This window comes from Nonomuraea phyllanthi (assembly GCF_006334985.2).
In the GTDB taxonomy this organism is placed as follows: domain Bacteria; phylum Actinomycetota; class Actinomycetes; order Streptosporangiales; family Streptosporangiaceae; genus Nonomuraea; species Nonomuraea phyllanthi.
In genome coordinates, this window is record NZ_VDLX02000001.1 from 730,764 (window position 1) to 749,855 (window position 19,092).

13 protein-coding genes are annotated in these 19,092 nt (G+C 72.9%); 3 read left to right on the top strand and 10 right to left on the bottom strand.

From position 1 onward, the window contains the following. Window positions 1-386: 386 nt before the first annotated feature. From FH608_RS51230 to FH608_RS53720, 4 genes are all read right to left on the bottom strand, one after another. Window positions 387-1,694, bottom strand: coding sequence for a DUF5719 family protein (locus FH608_RS51230; RefSeq protein WP_193318205.1), 1,308 nt, complete (start codon window positions 1,692-1,694; stop codon window positions 387-389). Next, on the bottom strand, window positions 1,691-4,513 hold the full coding sequence (locus FH608_RS51235) for a glycosyltransferase family 2 protein (RefSeq protein ID WP_193318206.1): 2,823 nt from the start codon (window positions 4,511-4,513) through the stop codon (window positions 1,691-1,693). The genes FH608_RS51230 and FH608_RS51235 overlap by 4 nt, the downstream gene beginning before the upstream one ends. A 112-nt stretch (window positions 4,514-4,625) precedes the next feature. Continuing rightward, window positions 4,626-4,886, bottom strand: a complete 261-nt coding sequence (locus FH608_RS03465; RefSeq protein ID WP_020546325.1) for a WhiB family transcriptional regulator — start codon at window positions 4,884-4,886, stop codon at window positions 4,626-4,628. Between the two features lie 316 nt (window positions 4,887-5,202). Then, window positions 5,203-7,089, bottom strand: coding sequence for a hypothetical protein (locus FH608_RS53720; protein WP_139628297.1), 1,887 nt, complete (start codon window positions 7,087-7,089; stop codon window positions 5,203-5,205). Window positions 7,090-7,270: 181 nt separating this feature from the next. Here FH608_RS53720 and cofD point away from each other — a divergent pair, with 181 nt between their 5' ends. The 3 genes from cofD to FH608_RS03485 all read left to right on the top strand — a co-directional run bounded on the left by cofD (window position 7,271) and on the right by FH608_RS03485 (window position 10,440). Beyond that, window positions 7,271-8,209 carry a 2-phospho-L-lactate transferase gene (cofD, locus tag FH608_RS03475; protein WP_139628298.1) on the top strand — a complete coding sequence of 313 codons (939 nt, stop codon included), beginning with the start codon at window positions 7,271-7,273 and terminating at the stop codon, window positions 8,207-8,209. 94 nt (window positions 8,210-8,303) lie between these two features. Further along, window positions 8,304-9,575, top strand: coding sequence for a coenzyme F420-0:L-glutamate ligase (locus tag FH608_RS03480; protein WP_139628299.1), 1,272 nt, complete (start codon window positions 8,304-8,306; stop codon window positions 9,573-9,575). A 127-nt stretch (window positions 9,576-9,702) separates the two neighbouring features. Next, window positions 9,703-10,440: a lytic polysaccharide monooxygenase gene (locus tag FH608_RS03485; protein ID WP_139628300.1), complete on the top strand. Its 738-nt coding sequence runs from the start codon at window positions 9,703-9,705 to the stop codon at window positions 10,438-10,440. 61 nt (window positions 10,441-10,501) lie between these two features. Here the strand turns inward: FH608_RS03485 and FH608_RS03490 are convergent, their stop codons facing one another. The 6 genes from FH608_RS03490 to FH608_RS03515 form a co-directional block, all read right to left on the bottom strand. Then, the gene (locus tag FH608_RS03490; RefSeq protein ID WP_394367648.1) at window positions 10,502-12,250 is read right to left on the bottom strand and encodes a substrate-binding and VWA domain-containing protein; all 1,749 of its coding nucleotides are present in this window, start codon (window positions 12,248-12,250) and stop codon (window positions 10,502-10,504) included. A gap of 30 nt (window positions 12,251-12,280) precedes the next feature. Beyond that, entirely contained in the window at window positions 12,281-14,845 is a 2,565-nt protein-coding gene (locus FH608_RS03495) for a bifunctional FO biosynthesis protein CofGH (RefSeq protein ID WP_139628301.1), read from the bottom strand. A 49-nt stretch (window positions 14,846-14,894) separates the two neighbouring features. Next, window positions 14,895-15,791, bottom strand: coding sequence for a DNA-3-methyladenine glycosylase family protein (locus FH608_RS03500; protein ID WP_193318207.1), 897 nt, complete (start codon window positions 15,789-15,791; stop codon window positions 14,895-14,897). Window positions 15,792-15,844: 53 nt separating this feature from the next. After that, window positions 15,845-16,924, bottom strand: coding sequence for a mannose-1-phosphate guanylyltransferase (manB, locus tag FH608_RS03505; protein ID WP_226898907.1), 1,080 nt, complete (start codon window positions 16,922-16,924; stop codon window positions 15,845-15,847). Window positions 16,925-16,956: 32 nt separating this feature from the next. Then, window positions 16,957-18,072 (bottom strand): glycosyltransferase family 4 protein, encoded by a 1,116-nt coding sequence (locus FH608_RS03510; protein ID WP_139628303.1) that lies wholly within the window; start codon window positions 18,070-18,072, stop codon window positions 16,957-16,959. A gap of 94 nt (window positions 18,073-18,166) precedes the next feature. Further along, the gene (locus FH608_RS03515; RefSeq protein ID WP_226898909.1) at window positions 18,167-19,081 is read right to left on the bottom strand and encodes a lysylphosphatidylglycerol synthase transmembrane domain-containing protein; all 915 of its coding nucleotides are present in this window, start codon (window positions 19,079-19,081) and stop codon (window positions 18,167-18,169) included. Between the last annotated feature and the right edge of the window lie 11 nt (window positions 19,082-19,092).

Sequence of the window (19,092 nt, forward strand, 5' to 3'; positions counted from 1 at the left end):
ATCACGGCTCCTTCGAGACCACCTGAGCGGATACGAACGGGGCCATCATTGCGGAGGGCAAGGACAGTTTCGGCGGTCTGCCGGCGTGCCCCCTCAGGACATCCGAATAGGCAAGGTCCTGATGCCGTGGCCGGCGGCGCTAGCCGATGATTCATGCCATTCGCCGTCCTGGCCGACGATCTTCGGGGGCGCCGGGGAGCGCGAGGGGCCGGCAAGGCCCCTCGCCGGGGGCGAGGGCTTGCCCCCGCTGGATACAGCCCGAGCTCTCCATCGCGCGAAGCGCCTCCAGGGCGAGGACCGCGCCGTTGGGGGATCGAAAGGGGGCGCGCCCCCTTGGGAGGCGCTGCCCGGAGCCCCGTCCGCGCGAAGCGCGGCCCGAAGCGGTGTCAGGGGGCGACTACGCGGGCCGTGTCGGTCAAGGACGGGAGCATCGTGTAGAGCCGGGCCGGGGCCAGAGGCTGGGTGGTGATCAGCAGGCCGGTCTTCAGGCGTTCCTCCACCACCCTCCCCCCATAGACCTCGCCCGACACCGGCGTGACCTCCAGCGCGAAGTCCCCCTTGGTCTTGAGCTTGACGTTCCTGGTCCGGTCCGCCGGCACCGAGACCTCCAGGGGCTTGGCCGGTGCCCCCTTCTCCGTCACCACCTGGACCCGGACCTTCCCCGGTCCCCCCAGGGCGGTGAGCACGAGCCGGGAGCCGGTGGCGTTGCGGGCCACCGTACTGCCGAGGTCGAGGGCGGGGGTGCCGGCGGTGAAGGCGACGTCCGAGCTTCCGCCCGTGCCGGTGATGACGAGGCCGGCCACGATCGGGGTGGGCGAGGTGAGGACGAGGGCCGCGGAGGAGCCGCCCACGCCGGTGGTGACGTCGAGGGAGGTGACGCTGCCCGCCGGCACGTCCAGGGATTCGCGGCCCTTCATGGCGTAGTCGGCGTCCTCGCTGACCGCCTTGATCTGCACCTGGGCGTCGGTCTCGCCGGGTGCGGCGACGAGGAGTTCGCGGCGGCCGCCGCCGCCGGGGATGCCGGGGACGACGACGCGGGTGGCAGGGGGCGCGGCGACGGGCAGCCAGTCGACGCCGCCGGTGTGGGGGGCGGTTCTGGCGGCGACGGCGAGGCGGCCGTAGACGGTGGTGACGCTGACCGCCATGATGTCGGCGGACGGGGCGAGGGTCTTGAGGTCGATGTCCTTGTGCTCGCCGGGCGCGATCTCCAGCCCGGTGCCGGCGTCGCCGGAGATGGGGCCTTCGGCCGCGTACACCTGGACGTCGGCGATGGCCGGCGCCTTGTCGGCGTTGGTGAGGTGGAGGAGTACGTCGGCGTTGGCGGGGCCTGGGCCGACGAGCCAGGTGGTGGGGGCGGGCTCGGTGCAGCGCACTCCGGACAGGCCGCGCGCGGCGCCTCTGGTGGCGCGGGCGAGGTAGCCGGCTTCGAGCCCGCCGGGGCCGTTGGTCACGTACGGCGCGGCGTCCGGCATCTTCTCGTGGGTCAGGGTGCCGGGCAGGTAGACGTTGACCTGTTCGCCTTTGAGCCCCGGGCACACGGCGGTGACCGACTCGACGGGCACCTTGCGGGCGACGGGCCGCGCGGCGGGCGGCTGGGGGGCGGGTCTGGTGACGTACGCGACCCCGTACAGGGCGACCAGGGACACGAGGACCAGGGCGAGGAGGCCGAACCGGTTCTCCACGAAGCGCTTCATGACCGGCCACCCGCCCTGGCCATGTCGAACGTCCTGGCCGGCGCGGCGGCCGGGGCCTCCACGCCGTCGGTGGCGCTCTCACGCCGTCCGGGCGCCGCCAGCACGGCCACCATCAGCACCAGCGCTCCCTGCGCCCACAGCCAGGGCGTGTGCAGGGCGCTCTCCGGCTGGGCGGGTACGCGGGTGAGCGGCTCGGCCAGGCGCCACAGCCCGCCCGCGTCCGAGAGGCTCATCCGTTCCAGCGACGGCTGGGAGTCGAGGGTTCTGGCCAGTTCGGGCGGGACGGGCGCGGCCACGGCGACCATGCCGACGCCGAGCCGGCCCAGCGTGGCGGCGTCCCCGCCGCGCCCGCCGACGAGGCCCCGGGCGGCCGACTCCAGGCGGGTGCGGGCCTCGGACGCGACCGGAAGCTCCGATTCGCCGATCAGCGGCATGCGCCCGTGCAGCACGGTGAAGGACGATCCCTTGATCACCAGCGTGCGTTCCCCCTGAGTGGTACGGGCGATCGCCAGGGCGGGCAGCACCTGGGGCGCGTCGCCCACGAGCGGCCCGCGCACGCCGCCGGCCACCCAGAAACCGGCGGCCAGCAGCGGCGTGCTGAAGGCCACGGCCGTGACCGCGAGCGCCGCCAGCCGCGGCAGCCCGCCACCGCCGCGCAGTTCGGCCAGCCGGTGCGCGGTCAGGCCCACGAGGACGACGAGCCCGGTGCCGGCGAACGCCAGCGGCACGCCCGGCCAGGCCGGGGATCCGCCGGCGGTCAGGCGGCTGACCAGGATGGCGGCGAGCACCCCGTACAGGGTGACCCCCCAGCCGATGGCGACGATCATCCGCTGGCGGCGCATGAGCAGCGCGGCCAGCCCGGACGCCACCAGCCCGGCGGTCACCCAGAACGGCGGCAGCCCCGGCCCTCCGGGGCTGAGCGCGAGCAGCGATTCGGGCGCCAGCCCGGCGTCCACCAGGGCGGGGTCGTTCAGGCCCGCTTCCTGGAGGATCCGCCCCGGCGAGGCCACCAGGTCGGCCAGCCACGGGAACAGCAGCGCCACGGGCACCACGAGCGCGATGGCCACGGAGACGAGGGCGCCGCGGAAGGCGACGGCCGCGAGCACCGCCAGCACGGCCAGGAGCGGGTAGACCAGCGGCACGAACGCCGTCCCCACGGCCAGCAGCAGCCCGAGCCCCCACGCGGCCCGCCGGGAGCGGCGGCGCTCGCCGGAGACCATCGTGGTGCCGAGCCAGGCGTAGACCGGGACGAGCACGAAGACCACGGCCGTGCCCAGCCGTCCCGCGGCGATCGCTCCCGTCGCGACGGGCAGCAGCGCGTACGTGCCCGCCGCCCACGCCCGCGCCGGCACGGCCGGGATGATGTGCCGGGTGGCGAGGTACGCCGTCGCGCCGGCCAGCGGCACCGAGCCGAGCAGCAGCACGGAGACGGCCAGCCAGGTCTTGCCGAACGCGAGCGTCGAGAGGGCGGCGAGCACGGCGACGTACGGGGGCGCCCAGGCGGTCGAGCCGAGCCCGATGTCGTGGAAGCCCTCGGTGTAGAAGGCCCACAGGTCGCCCGCGCCGCCCGTGACGGGGACGAGCGCGCCGCCGCCGAGCCGTTCGCCGCCGATCAGGGAGCGCTCGGCGACCAGCGCGACCAGGGTGAGGGCGAGCATGAGCACGACGCCCGGACGGCTGAGGAACCGCTTGACCGCGCCGGTGTCGGCCGGCACGACCTCGTACTCCTCCTCGGCGGGCGCCGAGGCGTGGTGGTGGCGGCCGGCCGAGTCGACGGGGGCCTCGCCGGCGAGGAAGCTCTGCACCATGTCGGTGAGCCTCCGCCAGCCCGCCCCCGGAGCGGTCATCAACCGCTTTATGCGGATATATCCCTTTTTTCGGCCGTGGCGGCGGGCCCGGCGCGCCCGCAGCAGCCGGAACGGGTGCACGAGGATCGACCCCATGGCGACCACCTCGTCCAGCGCGTTCGCGGGCTGCTTGCTCACCACGAACAGCACCGTGCGGACGACCGCGCCGAGCACGGTCCGCAGCAGCGCCCGGATCATGGGGCCGAACGGCAGGTTCGCCATCACCACGAAGATCGCGTTGCGCCTGTCGAGGCGGCGCGGATGGTCGCCGCTGACCGCGATCCGTCGCCGCCTGCGCGCGGCGGCCTCGGCGTGCCAGGCCACGGCGGCGGTGACGTTCAGCACCTTGTATCCGGCGTTGCGCACCCGCCAGCACAGGTCGAGGTCGTCGCGGAACAGCGGGAAGAACGGGTCGAGCCCGCCCACCTGCTCCCACACGTCGCGCCGGATCAGCATCCCGGCCGTGGACACCGACAGCACGTCGGACGTCCCGTCGTGCTGCCCCTGGTCGAACTCGCGCGGCTCCAGCCCCGTGTCCCTGCGCCCGGTGCGGCCCACGGTCACGCCCACCTCCAGCAACCGCCGGCGGTCGAGCCAGTCGCGCAGTTTCGGGCCGAGCACGGCGGCCTTGGGATCCAGCCGGGCCGCCGTCAGCAGCGCCTCCAGCGCCCGCCTGTCGGGGGCGCAGTCGTCGTGCAGCAGCCAGATCCACTCGTTCTCGACCGCGGGCGGCAGCTTGGCGAGCACGTCGGCGACGGCCTCGCCGAAACCGGTGGAGCGTGGCAGGGAGACCAGGTTGCCGCGGCCGAAAGCCTGGGCGAGCAGGTCGGCCGAGCCGTCCCTGCTGCCGTTGTCGACGCCGACCACGCGGTCGGGCCGGTGGCTCTGGCCGACCAGAGCACGCAGCGTCTCCCCCAGCCAGCGCGCACCGTCATGGGCGACGACGATGGCGGTGACATAGGGACGTGACATGGGTGGATGCTCCTGGAGGTTGATCAGGCGCGCCCACCATACCGGTGAAAGGGGGGCCTGGAGCTACGAAAGGGGCCACACGGATGACCGTGTGACCCCCTCGCCCATATCCCTAAACGGCCTGGCGCTTGATCCGTCTGCGCTCCCGTTCGGACAGCCCGCCCCAGATGCCGAACCGCTCATCGTGCTCGAGCGCGTATTCAAGACACTCGGCACGGACCTCGCACGATCGACAGACCTTCTTGGCCTCTCTGGTGGAGCCGCCCTTCTCCGGGAAGAACGCTTCAGGATCCGTCTGCGCGCACAACGCACGCTCCTGCCAGCCGAGTTCTTCAGCGTCAAGCTGATCCTGTGCGATGACCGGATCGGTCACTGCACACCTCCCTGCCGCCCGCCCGCAATGGAGCCCCCCATGGACGCCTTCCTTATTACCCACCCATCGGAAGGCGTAACAACATGGTTGTAATTACACGCGTGTGCCGTAGCCCACGTCAAGCGGCATGCAGCTATCCGGGGAAAGACCAGAGCTCGCCCCGGTGTGCTTGGCATGTGATGTTCACGCCCGGCCGACACCCTTTGTGCTCGGTGACGGCAGGGCGGTTCAACGTCTCAGCGGTCCGAACCGTACCAGGGCGGGATAGACACCCGCCCGTGACCCACCTTCTCTCTAGTCGTTCATTGCCGGTCCGTTACCTGCGTGGCTCGTTGGGGGTGTATATGGCGGTCGGGTCGATCGGGTCGTCCCCCGGACGGCCGCCGAACGCCGACGGGTCGATCCGCATCGTCGCCTCGCCGCCGGCGACCGCCGCGCCGTCCGCCTGGGGCCAGCCCGGCTGCTGCTGCGGCTGCGGCGCCTGGTGGGTGGGCTGGTAGTTGCCCTGCTGCGGCTCGTATCCCGGGTGCGGGGGCTGCTGCGGGTGGCCGAAGGGGTCGTCGTACGGCCTGGGCTGCGGCTGACCGCCGTAGTCGGGCACGCGCTGGTCGGGCTGGGCGCCCGGCGCGGAGTGCTGGCCCGAGGCGGAGTGCTGCCCGGAGGTGGAGTGCTGGCCCGGGCTGGAGTGCTGGTACGTCTCCGCCTGCTGGTAGGCGTCCATGAGCTGCTGCGAGCGCGGGTCCACGGGCGGGTCCGGCTCCTGGTACTGCGCGGCGTACTCCTGGCCCGAGTAGCCGGTGAACGGCTGGCCGGCCTGCGGGTCGAAGGCGTTCTGCCCGAACTGTGACTGCTGCCCGTCGGCCGGGGGGTACGGCACGCTGGGGGCGGTCTCGCCGGCCGGCGTCGGGAAGCCCTGGTCGCCGAACGCGTTGGGCGCGGTCTCCTGCGGCGCGTAGGGGCTCAGGTGGTCGCCGGAGGGCGCGTAGGGGTTGTGCTGGTCCGCGGGCGGCGCGTAGGGGTTGGGCTGCTGGTCGGCGGGCGGCGCGTACGGGTCGAGCCCGGCGGGGGCGTACGGGTTGTGCTGCTGGTCCGCGGGCGGCGCGAACTGGCCCTGGTCCGACGGCGGCGCGAACTGGTTCTGCTCCGACGGCGGCGCGAACTGGCCCTGGTCCGCGGGGGGTGCGAACTGGCCGGGCTGGTCGGGAGCGGCCGCTGCCGGGGCGTAGGGGTTCGGGCTGGGCTGGTTGTGGACGTTCGGCTGGCTGTCAGCCGGTACGTACGGGGCCGGCTGGTACTCGGCCTGCGGGGCGGCGTACTCCTGGCCCGAGGGCGCCGTGTCGGCGGGGGTGTAGCCCTGCTGGCCGAAGAGGTGGTCGGGCTGGCCCTGGTCCGAGGGGGCGGCGGGCAGGGCGCCTCTGATCTGCTGCGGCTGGTAGTGCTCCTGCTGCGGCGCGGCGGGGGCCTGGGGCTCGGGCTGCGGCTGCGGGGTCTGGGCCTGGGCCGCCTGGGGCTCCGGCTGGCCGCCGAAGCTCGGCGGCTGCTGGCCGTACTGGCCCGACGGGGGTTGCTGGCCGTATCCGGGCTGCGGGGCCTGCTGGGGCGGCTGGCCGTACGCGCCGGAGGGCGGCTGCGGCTGGCCCGGCTGGGCGTAGGGGGGTTGCCCGTACGCCGGACCCTGCTGCGGCTGCTCGGGCTGGCCGAACTGCTGCTGCGGCTGCCCGAAGTAGGGCGGCTGCTGGCCGCCGAACTGCGGCTGGTGGTAGACCTGCGCGACGGGCCGCTCGGGCAGGACCCGAGGGAGGAGGTAGACGAGCGCGATGGCGGTCAGCGCGAGGTAGGGCGCGCCCAGGAGGACCAGGCGGATCGTCCCCCAGGCGCCGATCCCGGCGAACAGGCCGAGGAGCAGCGACACGATGCCGAACACCGCGGCCAGCAGCAGCCCGACCGCCGACCCGTACATGATCGGCTTGGCCTTGGGCGACGGCTCGCCGACCTTGGTGACCAGCAGCACGGCTCCCAGGAGCAGCGCCGTCAGGACGGGGTTCGTCAGGTCCAGCACGTTGGCGGCCGCGCGCTCGGTCAGGGACAGCGCGCTCGAACCGGCCAGGATGTCGCCGAGCGCGAGCAGCACGTTCAGCAGTCCGGCGACGAGCATGATCCAGGCGGCCGGCTCCCTCAGCCGGGCGACGTCAAATTTGCTCACAAGTACCCCCATCGGACCCTTTGGTCCGAAGGGAGTTTGCCACATGACTGACTCGCGCGGCGGGAGTCCCAGGAACCTCCTACATCCCAATTCGGCCTACACCTGGCATTTCTCTCGTAACAAGTTGGGTAAAACCGGTCCCCAGCAGGGCTTGTCAGGGGCCGATGGAAGACTGGGCCGCATGCACATCGTGTCACTCGCGGGCGGCATCGGCGGCGCCCGTTTCCTGCGCGGCCTGCGCGCGGCCGCCCCAGACGCCTCGATCACCGTCATCGGCAACACGGGTGACGACATCACCCTGTTCGGCCTGCGGGTCTGCCCCGACCTCGACACCGTGATGTACACCCTGGGTCACGGCATCGACGAGGAGCAGGGCTGGGGGCGGGCCAAGGAGACCCACGTCGTCAAGGAGGAGCTGGCCGCGTACGGCGTGGAGCCGCAGTGGTTCGGGCTCGGCGACCGCGACTTCGCCACCCACATCGTGCGCTCGCAGATGCTGGAGGCCGGCTACCCGCTCTCCCAGATCACGGCGGCGCTGTGCGCGCGCTGGCAGCCCGGCGTGCGGCTGCTGCCGATGACCGACGACCGCTGCGAGACCCACGTGGTGATCGAGGACGAGCAGGGCAGGCGCGCCGTGCACTTCCAGGAGTGGTGGGTGCGCCTGCGCGCCTCGGTCCCCGCGCGGTCGTTCGCGCTGGTGGGGGTCGACACGGCCAGGCCGGCGCCCGGGGTGCTCGACGCGATCGAGCAGGCCGACGTGGTGATCCTGCCGCCGTCCAACCCCGTGGTCAGCATCGGGACGATCCTCCAGGTCCCGGGCATCCGCGACGCCCTGCTCCCCAAGACCGTGGTGGGAGTCTCGCCCATCATCGGCGGCGCGCCCGTCCGTGGCATGGCCGACGCCTGCCTGACGGCCATCGGGGTCGAGACCTCCGCCCAGGCCGTGCTGGAGCTGTACGGCTCGGAGCTGATCGACGGCTGGCTGGTGGCCGAGGAGGACGCGGGGGTCGCGCTCGACGGCGTCCGGGTCGCCGCCCGGCCGATCCTCATGCACGACGCCGACGCCGCCGCCGACATCGCCCGCACCGCCCTCGACCTCGCCTCGGAGCTCGCCCGATGACCATCACCTGCCATTACCCCCTTCCCGCCGGCGCCGCCGCGCGCCCGGCACCACCGCCCGCGCCCGCCGGGCGACTCGTTCGAGGAGGTGCGCGATGAGCGCGCGACGGCTGGAGGTGATCGCCGTCGAGGGAATCGGCGAGGTCCGTCCCGGTGACGACGTGGCGGCGCTGCTCCAGGACGCCGGCCTGCGCGACGGCGACATCGTGGTCGTCACGTCCAAGATCGTGAGCAAGGCCGAGGGGCGGATCCGCCAGGCGCCCGACCGGGTGCGGGCCATCGAGGACGAGACCGAGCGGGTGGTGGCCAGGCGCGGTGACACCGTGATCAGCCAGACCCGCCACGGGTTCGTCATGGCCGCCGCCGGGGTCGACGCCTCCAACACCGAGCCCGGCACCGTGCTGCTCCTCCCGGAAGACCCCGACGCCTCGGCCAGGCGCATCAGAAAGGGCCTGCCGGCGCGGGCCGGCGTGATCGTCTCCGACACGTTCGGCCGGCCGTGGCGCAACGGGCTCACCGACGTGGCCATCGGCGCGGCGGGCGTGCGCCCGCTCGACGACTTCCGCGGCACGTCCGACGGTTACGGCAACGCGCTCAACGCCACCGTCACGGCCCTGGCCGACGAGATCGCGGGCGCGGCCGAGCTGGTCAAGGGCAAGCTCGCCGGGGTGCCGGTGGCGATCGTGCGCGGGCTGTCCCACCTGGTCACCGACGACGACGGGCCCGGGGTCAGGCCGCTGGTGCGGGCGGCCGACGATGATTTGTTCCGTTACGGGTCCCGCGACGTCGTGTTCGCCCGCCGTACCATCAGGGAGTTCTCCGACCGGCCGGTCGATCCCGAGAAGGTGCGCAGGGCGGTGGCGGCGGGCATCGCGGCCCCGGCGCCGCACCACACGACGCCGTGGCGGTTCGTGCTGGTCGAGTCGCCTGAGACGCGGACCAAGCTGCTCGACGCCATGCGCGAGGCCTGGATCGAGGACCTCCGCGGCGACGGGTTCACCGAGCAGTCGATCGCCAAGCGGATCAGGCGGGGCGACGTGCTGCGCAACGCCCCCTATCTGATCGTGCCGTGCCTGGTGATGGAGGGCTCCCACACCTACCGCGACGACCGGCGCAACGCGTCGGAGCGGGAGATGTTCGTGGTGGCGACGGGCGCGGGGGTGGAGAACCTCCTCATCCAGCTCGCCGTCGAGGGGCTCGGCTCGGCCTGGGTGTCGTCCACGATGTTCTGCCGCCCGGTCGTCCGTGAGGTGCTCGACCTGCCGGGCTCGTGGGACCCGATGGGGTGCGTGGCCGTCGGGCACGCCGCCGCCCCGCCGCGCGACCGGGCGCCCCGCGACCCCGACGACTTCATCGTCACGCGCTAGCCGCGCCCCACCGTCGCCCCGCCCGCCCGGCTTCCCGGCCGGGCGGGCCGGTCGTCGATTTGAGCGTTTACGGTTAGGAAAGTTTCCTTTATATTCGGGGCATCCCCCCATGTAAAGGAGCCACTTCATGAGAAGGACGCTCACGTTGGTCGCCGTGGCGGTGGTCGCGATCGCCACCACGGTGTTCAACACCTCACCGGCCCTGGCGCACGGCTACGTGAATTACCCCCCGAGCCGGCAGGCCAACTGCGCCCAGGGCAAGGTGCCCGACTGCGGCAACATCATCTACGAACCGCAGAGCGTCGAGGGCCCGAAGGGTCTGCGCAGCTGCAACGCCAACCTGGCGCAGTTCGCCGAGCTCAGTGACGAGAGCAAGCCGTGGCCCGCCACGCAGGTGGGCAGCACGGTGACCTTCACCTGGACGTTCACCGCCAGGCACGCCACGCTCAACTACGAGTACTACATCGGCAACACCCGGGTCGCCGTCTTCGACGGCCACGGCCAGCAGCCGCCGCCCACGATCTCGCACAACGTCGACCTGTCCGGCTACTCGGGCCGGCAGAAGGTGCTCGCGATCTGGAACATCTCCGACACGGCCAACGCCTTCTACTCCTGCATCGACCTGCAGATCGGCGGCGGCGGTGGCAACCCGACCCCCACGCCCACCCCGACCGTCACCCCGACTCCCACGCCGACGCCCACGCCCACGACGACGGCGCCGTCGGGCACGTGGAAGGCGGGCACCGCGTACGCGGCCGGCGACGTCGTGACCTACAACGGCGCCACGTACCGCTGCGTCCAGGCCCACACCGCGCTGGCCGGCTGGGAGCCGCCCAACGTCCCGGCGCTCTGGCAGCGCGCCTAACAGATCCGACGAAACCTGACAGATCCGACAAAGGGGGTGCCTCCGGGCGCCCCCGCTCTCCTCAGGCGCTGGGCTCGCAGGTGGGGTGGCAGAGCCGCCGGGCCAGGGCGGCGAGGAAGACGTCGATGATCTCCCCCGGCTCCTGGGCCTCGTGGAGAGAGCCGTTCGTGACGGCGGTGATCTGCGACAGGCTGCCGCGATCGACGTCCTTGCCGAAGGCGATGATGATGATCTGTACGGGCTCGTCCGGGTTCCACTCGCGCCGCAGCTTGTCGAGCAGCTCCGGCAGCTTCGTGCCCTTGCCGTCGTCCTCGCCCGACGTGATCACCAGCAGCGAGTTGTTCATCTCCGCGCGGTAGTCGCCGGAGACCTTGCGGAAGCCGCTGAGGACGGCGTCGTAGAGGGAGCTGCCGCGCCTGTCGTGGGCGGTGATCGTGCCGGTCAGCTCGGCCAGGCGGCTCCTGCGGACGACCTGCCCGGTCTCGGGCTCGTTGATCGGGCCGAGCCCCACCCGCTGCCGGTAGTCCTTGGCGCCGCCCAGCCCCCGCGCGAACTCCCACAGGCCCATGCGCGTCGAGTCGGGGAAGAGCTGCAGCCCCATCCTGGCCGCGTCCAGCGCGGTCCTGATCTTGCTGGTGCCGTTCAGCGGCTCGGCCATGTGCTTGGAGGCGTCGGCGAGGACGAGGATGTTCGTCGGCGGGGCCAGCCGGCTCCAGGCCCGCAGCGCCTCGTCGATGTCCTGCGGCGACACCGACGGCCTGATCCTGGGATCGGCCGACGGGACCAGCGGGCCCGGCGAGATCGGCCCCTGGGCCCCGTCACCCGACCTGAACCCGGCCCGCCGGACGATCTCCTGCGCCTGCTGGCCTTTCAGCCAGTCGGCGAAGGCCGTGGACGCCTCGGCCACTGTGGGGTCGCCCGCCGTGACGACGTACGGGTAGTCGAGCCTGATCGTGCCCTCGCGCGGGTGCAGCGCCACGACCGGGTCGGCGGAGGGGCGCCGGTTGTGGCGCAGGACCGACTGCTCGGGCACGATGACGACCGGGCGCTGCCAGAACGTGTGGTCGTCCACCGCCGCCATCATGCTGCGGTAGTCGGGGGCCGAGCCGGCCTGCGCCCACCGGACGAACGCGGTCAGCGCCTTGTCCGCGTCGGGTCCAGTGCCGACGACGTCCCTGGCGGCGGCCACGGTCGCGATGCCCGCCCCGGCCAGCGACGGGTCCGGTACGCGTACGACGTCCGGCTCGTCCTCGTTGGGCGCCAGCCGCCCGCGGACGGTCGGCGGGAAGACCATCCGCCAGTTCATCTCGGTCCCGCCCACGGAGAAGCGCCTGGCCAGCGACGACCGGGTGGCGAACACCAGCGGCGAGGTGGCCACCACGCTCTCCTCCTCGGGCAGCGCGCTCGCGCCCTGCCGGCGGGCCAGCCTGATCCAGGCGGACGAGTCGGCGATCCACCCGTCGGGCCGCTCCCGTAAGACGCCCGCGCGGTCGCCGATGAGCGTGCGCAGGACGGTGGCCGGCGGCTCCTCCGTCACCTGGACCAGCACGCACCGGCCGCCCACCGCCGTCTCCGTCTCGTTGAACAGCCCGGCGGCCTCCATCACCGCCGGCGCCACGTCGACAGCCGCGGCGACGCTGACCAGAACAGGCTCTCGCGTCCGGCACAGCAGCCCGCCGCCGCCGAACACCACGACCAGGCCGCCGGCCACGATCGCCACGGCGGTGAGGCCCGCCAGCATGCCGCGCCGGAAGGCCCTCCTGCGTCGCTGCTCGGGGGCAGGCGCGGCGCGGTGTCGACCCAGGCGCACGACCATCCTCTCTCCAGTCGGTAGAACATGTTATAGCTCGACCGTCGGCAGGGCCCTCCTGACGCTTCCGCACACCCCGTCGCTCGCCCGGGAGGCGGCCAGCCGCTCCGGTGCCGGGGTGCCGTACTCGGTGGTGCGCTGCCTGACCGGCCTGCCCGTCACCTCGACCATCTCCCTCAGCTCGCTGATGGTCTTGTACGAGCCGTTCTCCGAGCCCGCCATCCGGCTGATGGTCTCCTCCATGAGGGTGCCGCCGAGGTCGTTCACGCCGCCCTGGAGCACCTGGCGGCACAGGTCGTCGCGGAGCTTCACCCAGGAGCACTGGATGTTCCTGATCGCGCCGTGCAGAAGGATCCTGGCCAGCGCGTGCACCGCCCGGTTCTCCTGCGCCGTGGGGCCCGGCCGCGCGACGCCCGCCAGGTAGATGGGGGCGCTGGTGTGCACGAACGGCAGCAGCACGAACTCGGAGAACCCGCCCGTCTCCTCCTGGATGCGGCGGATCAGCTTGATGTGCCGCACCCAGTGCAGATGGTTGTCGACGTGGCCGTACATCATCGTGGACGTCGTCGGGATGCCCACGTCGTGGGCCGTCGTGATGACCTCGACCCATTCCTTGGCGGGCAGCTTGCCCTTGGTCAGCACCCAGCGCACGTCGTCGTCCAGGATCTCCGCCGCCGTGCCGGGCAGCGAGTCCACCCCCGCCTCCCTGGCCGCCTCCAGCCACGCCCGGATGGACATGTCCGTGCGGGCCGCGCCGTTGACGACCTCCATGGGCGAGAACGCGTGCACGTGCATGCCGGGGGTCCTGGCCTTGACCGCCCTGGCCAGGTCGAAGTACGCGGTCCCGGGCAGGTCGGGGTGGATGCCGCCCTGCATGCACACCTCGGTCGCCCCCGCGTCCCACGCCTCCTGCGCCCGGTCGGCCACCTGGTCGAGGCTCAGCGTGTACGCGTCGGCGTCCGTCCTGCGCTGGGCGAAGGCGCAGAAGCGGCAGCCGGTGTAGCAGACGTTGGTGAAGTTGATGTTCCTGTTGACGACGTAGGTGACGTCGTCGCCGGCGGCCTCCTTCCTCAGGGCGTCGGCGATGGCGGCCAGCTCGTCCAGCTCCTCGCCGTCGGCCTGGAGCAGCGCCACGGCCTCGGCGTCGCTCAATCCCGCGGGATCCGCCGCCGCCCGCCTGAGCGCCGCCCGCACCTCCCCTCCTGATGAAGGACCGGGACCCGCGGGGGTGAGGCGGGCGCGGAGGGCGTCCCAGTCGCCGTAGACGTGGTCGAAGTCGTCCCGCCGATCATGGGTGCGCCCCGAGGTGTCCACCTCCACGTGCAGGTCCACCCGCCCCGACGCCGCGAATCCCCCGTCCGGCTCCTGCCACGGCAGCCCCTCCGGCACGGCGTCCTCGCTGGCCAGCCCCGTGACCGGATCGGACAGGGCGGCCACGTGCGCGGACAGCCGGGGGTCCAGCCAGGGCTCCCCGGCCAGCACGTACTCGGGATACAGGGTCAGCCGCTCCCGCAGCCTGAACCCGGCGCCAGCGGTACGCGAGGCCAGCAGGGAGATCTGCGGCCAGGGGCGCTCGGGGTTCACGTGGTCGGGGGTGAGGGGCGACACGCCGCCCCAGTCGTCGATCCCGGCCCGGATCATCAGCTCGTACTCGGCGTCCACCAGGTTGGGCGGCGCCTGGAGGCGTACCCGGGGGCCGAGGACGAGGCGCGCCACCGCGATGGTGGCGGCCAGTTCCCGCAGGTCGGCGTCCGGCAGCCCGCGCATGGCCGTGTCGGGCTTGGCGCGGAAGTTCTGGACGATGACCTCCTGGACGCCCCCGTACTCGCGGGCCACCTTCCGGATGGCGAACAGCGACTCGGCCCGGTCCTCGACGCTCTCGCCGATGCCGATCAGGATCCCGGTGGTGAACGGCACGTTCGTACGCCCGGCGTCCTCCAGCACCCGCAGCCGCACCGCCGGGTCCTTGTCCGGCGACCCGTAGTGGGGCTGCCCCTTCTCCTCGAACAGCCGCCGCGACGTCGTCTCCAGCATCATCCCCATCGACGGCGCGACGGGCTTGAGCCGCTGCAGGTCACGCCAGCTCAGCACCCCGGGGTTGAGGTGCGGCAGCAGCCCCGTCTCCTCCAGCACCCGGATCGCCATGGCCCGCACGTACGACAGCGTGTCGTCGTAACCGTGGGCGTCGAGCCACGAGCGGGCCTGGTGCCAGCGGTCCTCCGGCCGGTCCCCCAGCGTGAACAGCGCCTCCTTGCACCCCATCGCCGCCCCCTGCCGGGCGATCTCCAGAACCTCGTCAGGACTCAGGAACGGCGCGGGCAACCGGTGCGGCGCGGTCGCGAACGTGCAGTATCCGCAGCGGTCCCGGCAGAGCCGGGTCAACGGGATGAACACCTTCCTGCTGTAGGTGATGACCCCCTCGCGGCCGGCCGCCCGGAGCCCGGCGTCGCGTACGCGGGAGGCGTGGTCGAGCAGGGCGTCGAGGTGCTCGCCCCTGGCGTGCAGGAGGACGGTCGCCTCCGTGACGTCGAGGGACTTGCCGTCGCGGGCGCGGGCGAGCGCCCGGCGGAGCGCGGATTCGCTGACGAGACTCATACGGGCACAGTACGTCGGGCTGGGTTCGCCGCTCGCACCCAGGGGCGCGTCAGAAGGACCGGTAGTCGCGCACCGGCATCCGCGGCCCCCGCGCGGGCGGGCGCAGGCCGGTGAGCCAGACCAGGACGGTGGCGCGGTGCCGATGCCCCTCGTACGGCTCCAGCAGCCGCATCATCCCGGGATCGTCGGTCTTCTCCCCGGTCAGGGCGTAGCCGACGAGCTTGGCGAGGTGGAAGTCGCCGACGCTCACGGCGTCGGGGTCGCCGAAGGCGCGCTGGCGGATCTCGGCCGACGTCCACACCCCGATCCCCGGCAGCGCGCGCAGCAGCCGGTCGAGCTCCTCGCTGGTGGCGGCGGCCTCCAGCTTGGCGGCGTGCCAGGCGGCGTTCGCGATCGTCCTGGCGCGGACGGCCTCGGCGCCCGCGCGGTGCCAGTGCCAGCTGGGGATCTGCCGCCACACCGACGGCTCGGGCACGACCCGCATGCCGTCGGGCGCCGGGCCCGGCGCGGGCTCGCCGTACCGGGTCAGCAGCCAGCGCCAGGCCCGCCACGCCTCCCGCCCGACCACCTTCTGCTCCAGCACGGCCGGCACCAGGGCCTCCATGACCCGGCCGGTGCGCCCGATGCGCAGCCCCGGATTCCTCCTGGCGGCGTCCGCCAGGACCTCGTGCCGGACGACGAATCCGGAGGTGTCGTCGTGCGCGCCGAGCAGCCCGGGCAGCGCCTCCAGCGCCCACTCCGCGCCCTGCCCCCACGCCTGCCCGTGCACGCAGCCGTCCTTGACGACCACTCTGAGCGTGCACGGCCCGTCGGGGGTCCTGGACGTGCGCCACACGGCTCCGTCACCGGTCCGGTGCCAGGCGGGATCGCCGCCGCCGCGCTTGTGGGGCTGCAACGCCAGCCCGACGTCCAGCGGCCCGTCGGGCACCCACCTGCGCTCCCTCACGCGTCCAGTCTCGCGCGCCCGGCCGCCCGCTCCGAACCCACGCCCGGCATCCGTCAGACGTCGCTCGAGTAGCGCAGCGCGCGCTCCGGCAGCTCGACGCCCGGCCAGATGCGCACGCCGTTCTGCAGCTCGTTGCCGGGACCCACGATGGCCCCGTCACCGATCACGGCGTCGCGCACCACCGTGCCCGCGCACACCCGCGCCCCGCGCCCCACCACGGAGTCGGTCACGCTGGCGCCCGCCTCGACCACGCAGTCGTCGGTCAGGACGGAGCCCACGACCGAGGCGCCCGCCTCGACGACGACCCGCGCGCCGACCGCCGTGCCGCCCTGCACCTTGGCCTCCGGCGAGACCTGCGCCCCTTCCAGGGCTAGGTATTCGCCGGTCGGACCCGGCAGCGCGGGCGAGGCCAGCCGCCCCAGCACCAGGTCGCGCGAGCCCCGCACGAACGCCGCGGGCGTGCCGACGTCGAGCCAGTACGTGCGGTCGGCGTATCCCAGCACCAGCTCGCCCGACTCGATCAGCCCGGGGAACGTCTCCCGCTCCACCGACACGACCTCGTCACGCGGGATGGAGTCGATCACCGAGCGGGTGAAGACGTAGCAGCCGGCGTTGATGCGGTTGGTGACCGGGTTGGGCGTCTTCTCCAGGAACGCGGTCACCCGCCCCGTCTCGTCGGTCGGCACGCAGCCGAACCGTGAAGGGTCGTCCACTTCTGTCAAATGGAGCGTTACAGCGGCCTGGCGCGCGAGATGGGTGCGCACCTGGTCGCCGATGTCGTGACCGGACAGGATGTCGCCGTTGAGGATGAGCACCGGGTCGGAGGGCCCGGACGTCAGCGCCTCCGCGGCGTTGCGGATCGCGCCGCCGGTGCCCAGCGGCGTCTCCTCCGTGATGTATTCGAGGGAGAGCCCGAACGCCTCCCCGTCGCCGAAGGCGGGCTCGAACATCGCCGCCTTGTACGAGGTCGCGAACACGATCCGGCGCACCCCGAACGAGCGCGCGCGGGCAAGTTGGTGGGCCAGGAACGGGACCCCCGCGGTCGGCAGCAGCGGCTTCGGCGTGCCCAGTGTCAGCGGACGCAGGCGCGTGCCCTGCCCCCCGACCAGGAGGATCGCCTCGAGGTCTGGCAAAGAGCTCTCCATCACTCCGTGAGGTTACCGAACTATTCGATCGCGCGTTGATAAGAGCTGAGATGCGCCTCCGCCGAGGCGTCCCACGTGAACTCGCGTGCTCTCGCCAGCCCGGCCTCCCGCAGCTGCCCTCGCCTGGCGGGGGAGCCCAGCAGGTCGCCCAGGGCGGTGGCGATGCTGTCGGCGTCCGGCTCAGTGTAGGCGACCGCGTCACCGCCCACCTCCGGCAGCGAGGTGTTGTGCGTGGTCAGCACGGGCGCGCCGCAGGCCATGGCCTCCAGCACCGGCAGGCCGAACCCCTCGCCCCGCGACGGGAAGGCCACGACGAGCGCCCCGCCGAGGAACCCCGGCAGGTCGGGCGCGCGCAGGTAGCCGGGCCGCACGACCCTGACCGTGGCCTCGACCTCGCGGCAGGCGGCGTCCACGTCGTCCTCGTGCACCCCGCCGCCGATCACCAGCGCGGGCGGCTCGTCCAGCCGCTTCACGGCGGCGGCGAAGCCGCGGATGAGGTTCGGGACGTTCTTGCGGGGGTCGAGCGCACCCAGGAAGGCGACGTACGACTGGCCGTGCAGCCCGAAGCGCAGGGCGGCCCGGCGGATCTCGTCCTCGCTCGGCGGGTGGAACTGAGCCTGGTCGACCCCGTGGTAGGCGACGTCGATGCGGGTGGGGTCGGCGGACAGCACGCGGACCAGTTCGTCCCTGGTCGCCTTGGACGGCACGATCACCCGCCGGGCGTGTCGCACGGCCGTGCGGGTGGCGGAGCGGAAGAACGACGCGCGCGGCCCGTGCTGGTCGGGCTCGGTGAACCAGGTGGCGTCGTGGACCGTCACCACGGTCGGCAGGCCGGACCCGAGCGGGATGGAGTAGTAGGGGGCGTGGATGACCTCCGCCCCGGTCTGGCGGGCGAGCAGCGGCAGGCCGGTCTGCTCCCAGGCGAGCCTGGCGGCCCGGTTGGAGATCGCCACGGGCCCGGGGACGACCAGGGCCGAGGGCGCGAGCCGGCGGTAGTGCTCGGACTCCGTCCGCTGGCACACCACCACGAACTCCGCGCCGGCCCGGTGGAGCGCCGCCACGAGACCGTCCACATATCTGGTCAACGCCCCGCGGTCCGCGGGGACCGCCGCCGCGTCGACGAGCACTCGAGGCATTACGTAGATCTTCTCCCCTCAAGATCAACGTGGGACTGTATGTCCCCCTCTGACGTTCAGCCTATGACCAACCTCCCCCCGATCGTGGGTCAAATCACACTGAGTCGCGACGCGCGGCGATTCCTGCCAGTCCGGCGCAGATCAGGTCCCCCACGATGATGACGATCCGGGAGGAGAGAGCCACCGCGATCGCGGTGCCGCTGTCGAGCTGCGGCGCCAGCACCGCGACCATCGCGACCTCCCGCACGCCGGCGCCGGCCGGGACGACGAAGGTCAGGATGCCGAGGCACCACGACAGCGCGAAGGCGCCGACGGCGAAGAGCAGGCCGCCCTGGGGGGAGACGAAGTAGAGGTGGACGCCGTAGCAGAGCCAGCCGGCCAGCGCCCAGCCGAGCGCCGTGAGCATGCCGCGCCGGGTCAGCGGGCGTTCGAGCGGCTCCCGCTTGAGCCTGCGCAGGGCGTACCCGATCACGCCGTTGATGACCTTGGGTTCGAGCAGGACGAGCAGCAGCGGGATGAACAGCAGCAGCCAGCCGTAACGGTCCCAGCCGAGCGTGACCAGCGTGACGAGCAGGCCGGTGGCCAGCTGGATGGGCATCATCAGGAAGAACGCCGCCGCGCTGCGCGAGCGCGGCACGCCGAGGTCGCGGCCCATCTCCATCTGGGCGAGCACCGGCCAGACCGCGCCGGGGATGTACTTGCCGAGCTGGCCGACGAAGAAGACCTTGGCGGCGGGCCGGGGCGGCAGCGGCGAGCCGAGGTCGGCCAGCAGGGTGCGCCAGGTGAGCATGGCCCCGAGCAGCGCCGCGACCACGGCGACGAGCGAGCCGGCCAGCGCGGGCCACGACAGCCGGGCGAACCCGGCCACCACGGCGTCCCACTGCCCGGCCACGGCGTAACCGCCGAATCCCAGCGCGACGGCCAGGAACCCGTATCTCACCAGCCGGCGGACCGGTGAGCGCCGTGGCGCGGCCTCCGCGCCCTCCAGTTGTCCCACGGTTCGTCTCACGGTCTGTCTCA

Bases quoted from the DNA above. Each gene is read 5' to 3' on its own strand.
- FH608_RS51230 (WP_193318205.1), bottom strand. From the start codon at position 1,694: ATGAAGCGCTTCGTGGAGAACCGGTTCGGCCTCCTCGCCCTGGTCCTC.
- FH608_RS51235 (WP_193318206.1), bottom strand. From the start codon at position 4,513: ATGTCACGTCCCTATGTCACCGCCATCGTCGTCGCCCATGACGGTGCG.
- cofD (WP_139628298.1), top strand. From the start codon at position 7,271: ATGCACATCGTGTCACTCGCGGGCGGCATCGGCGGCGCCCGTTTCCTG.
- FH608_RS03480 (WP_139628299.1), top strand. From the start codon at position 8,304: ATGAGCGCGCGACGGCTGGAGGTGATCGCCGTCGAGGGAATCGGCGAG.
- FH608_RS03485 (WP_139628300.1), top strand. From the start codon at position 9,703: ATGAGAAGGACGCTCACGTTGGTCGCCGTGGCGGTGGTCGCGATCGCC.
- FH608_RS03495 (WP_139628301.1), bottom strand. From the start codon at position 14,845: ATGAGTCTCGTCAGCGAATCCGCGCTCCGCCGGGCGCTCGCCCGCGCC.
- FH608_RS03510 (WP_139628303.1), bottom strand. From the start codon at position 18,072: ATGCCTCGAGTGCTCGTCGACGCGGCGGCGGTCCCCGCGGACCGCGGG.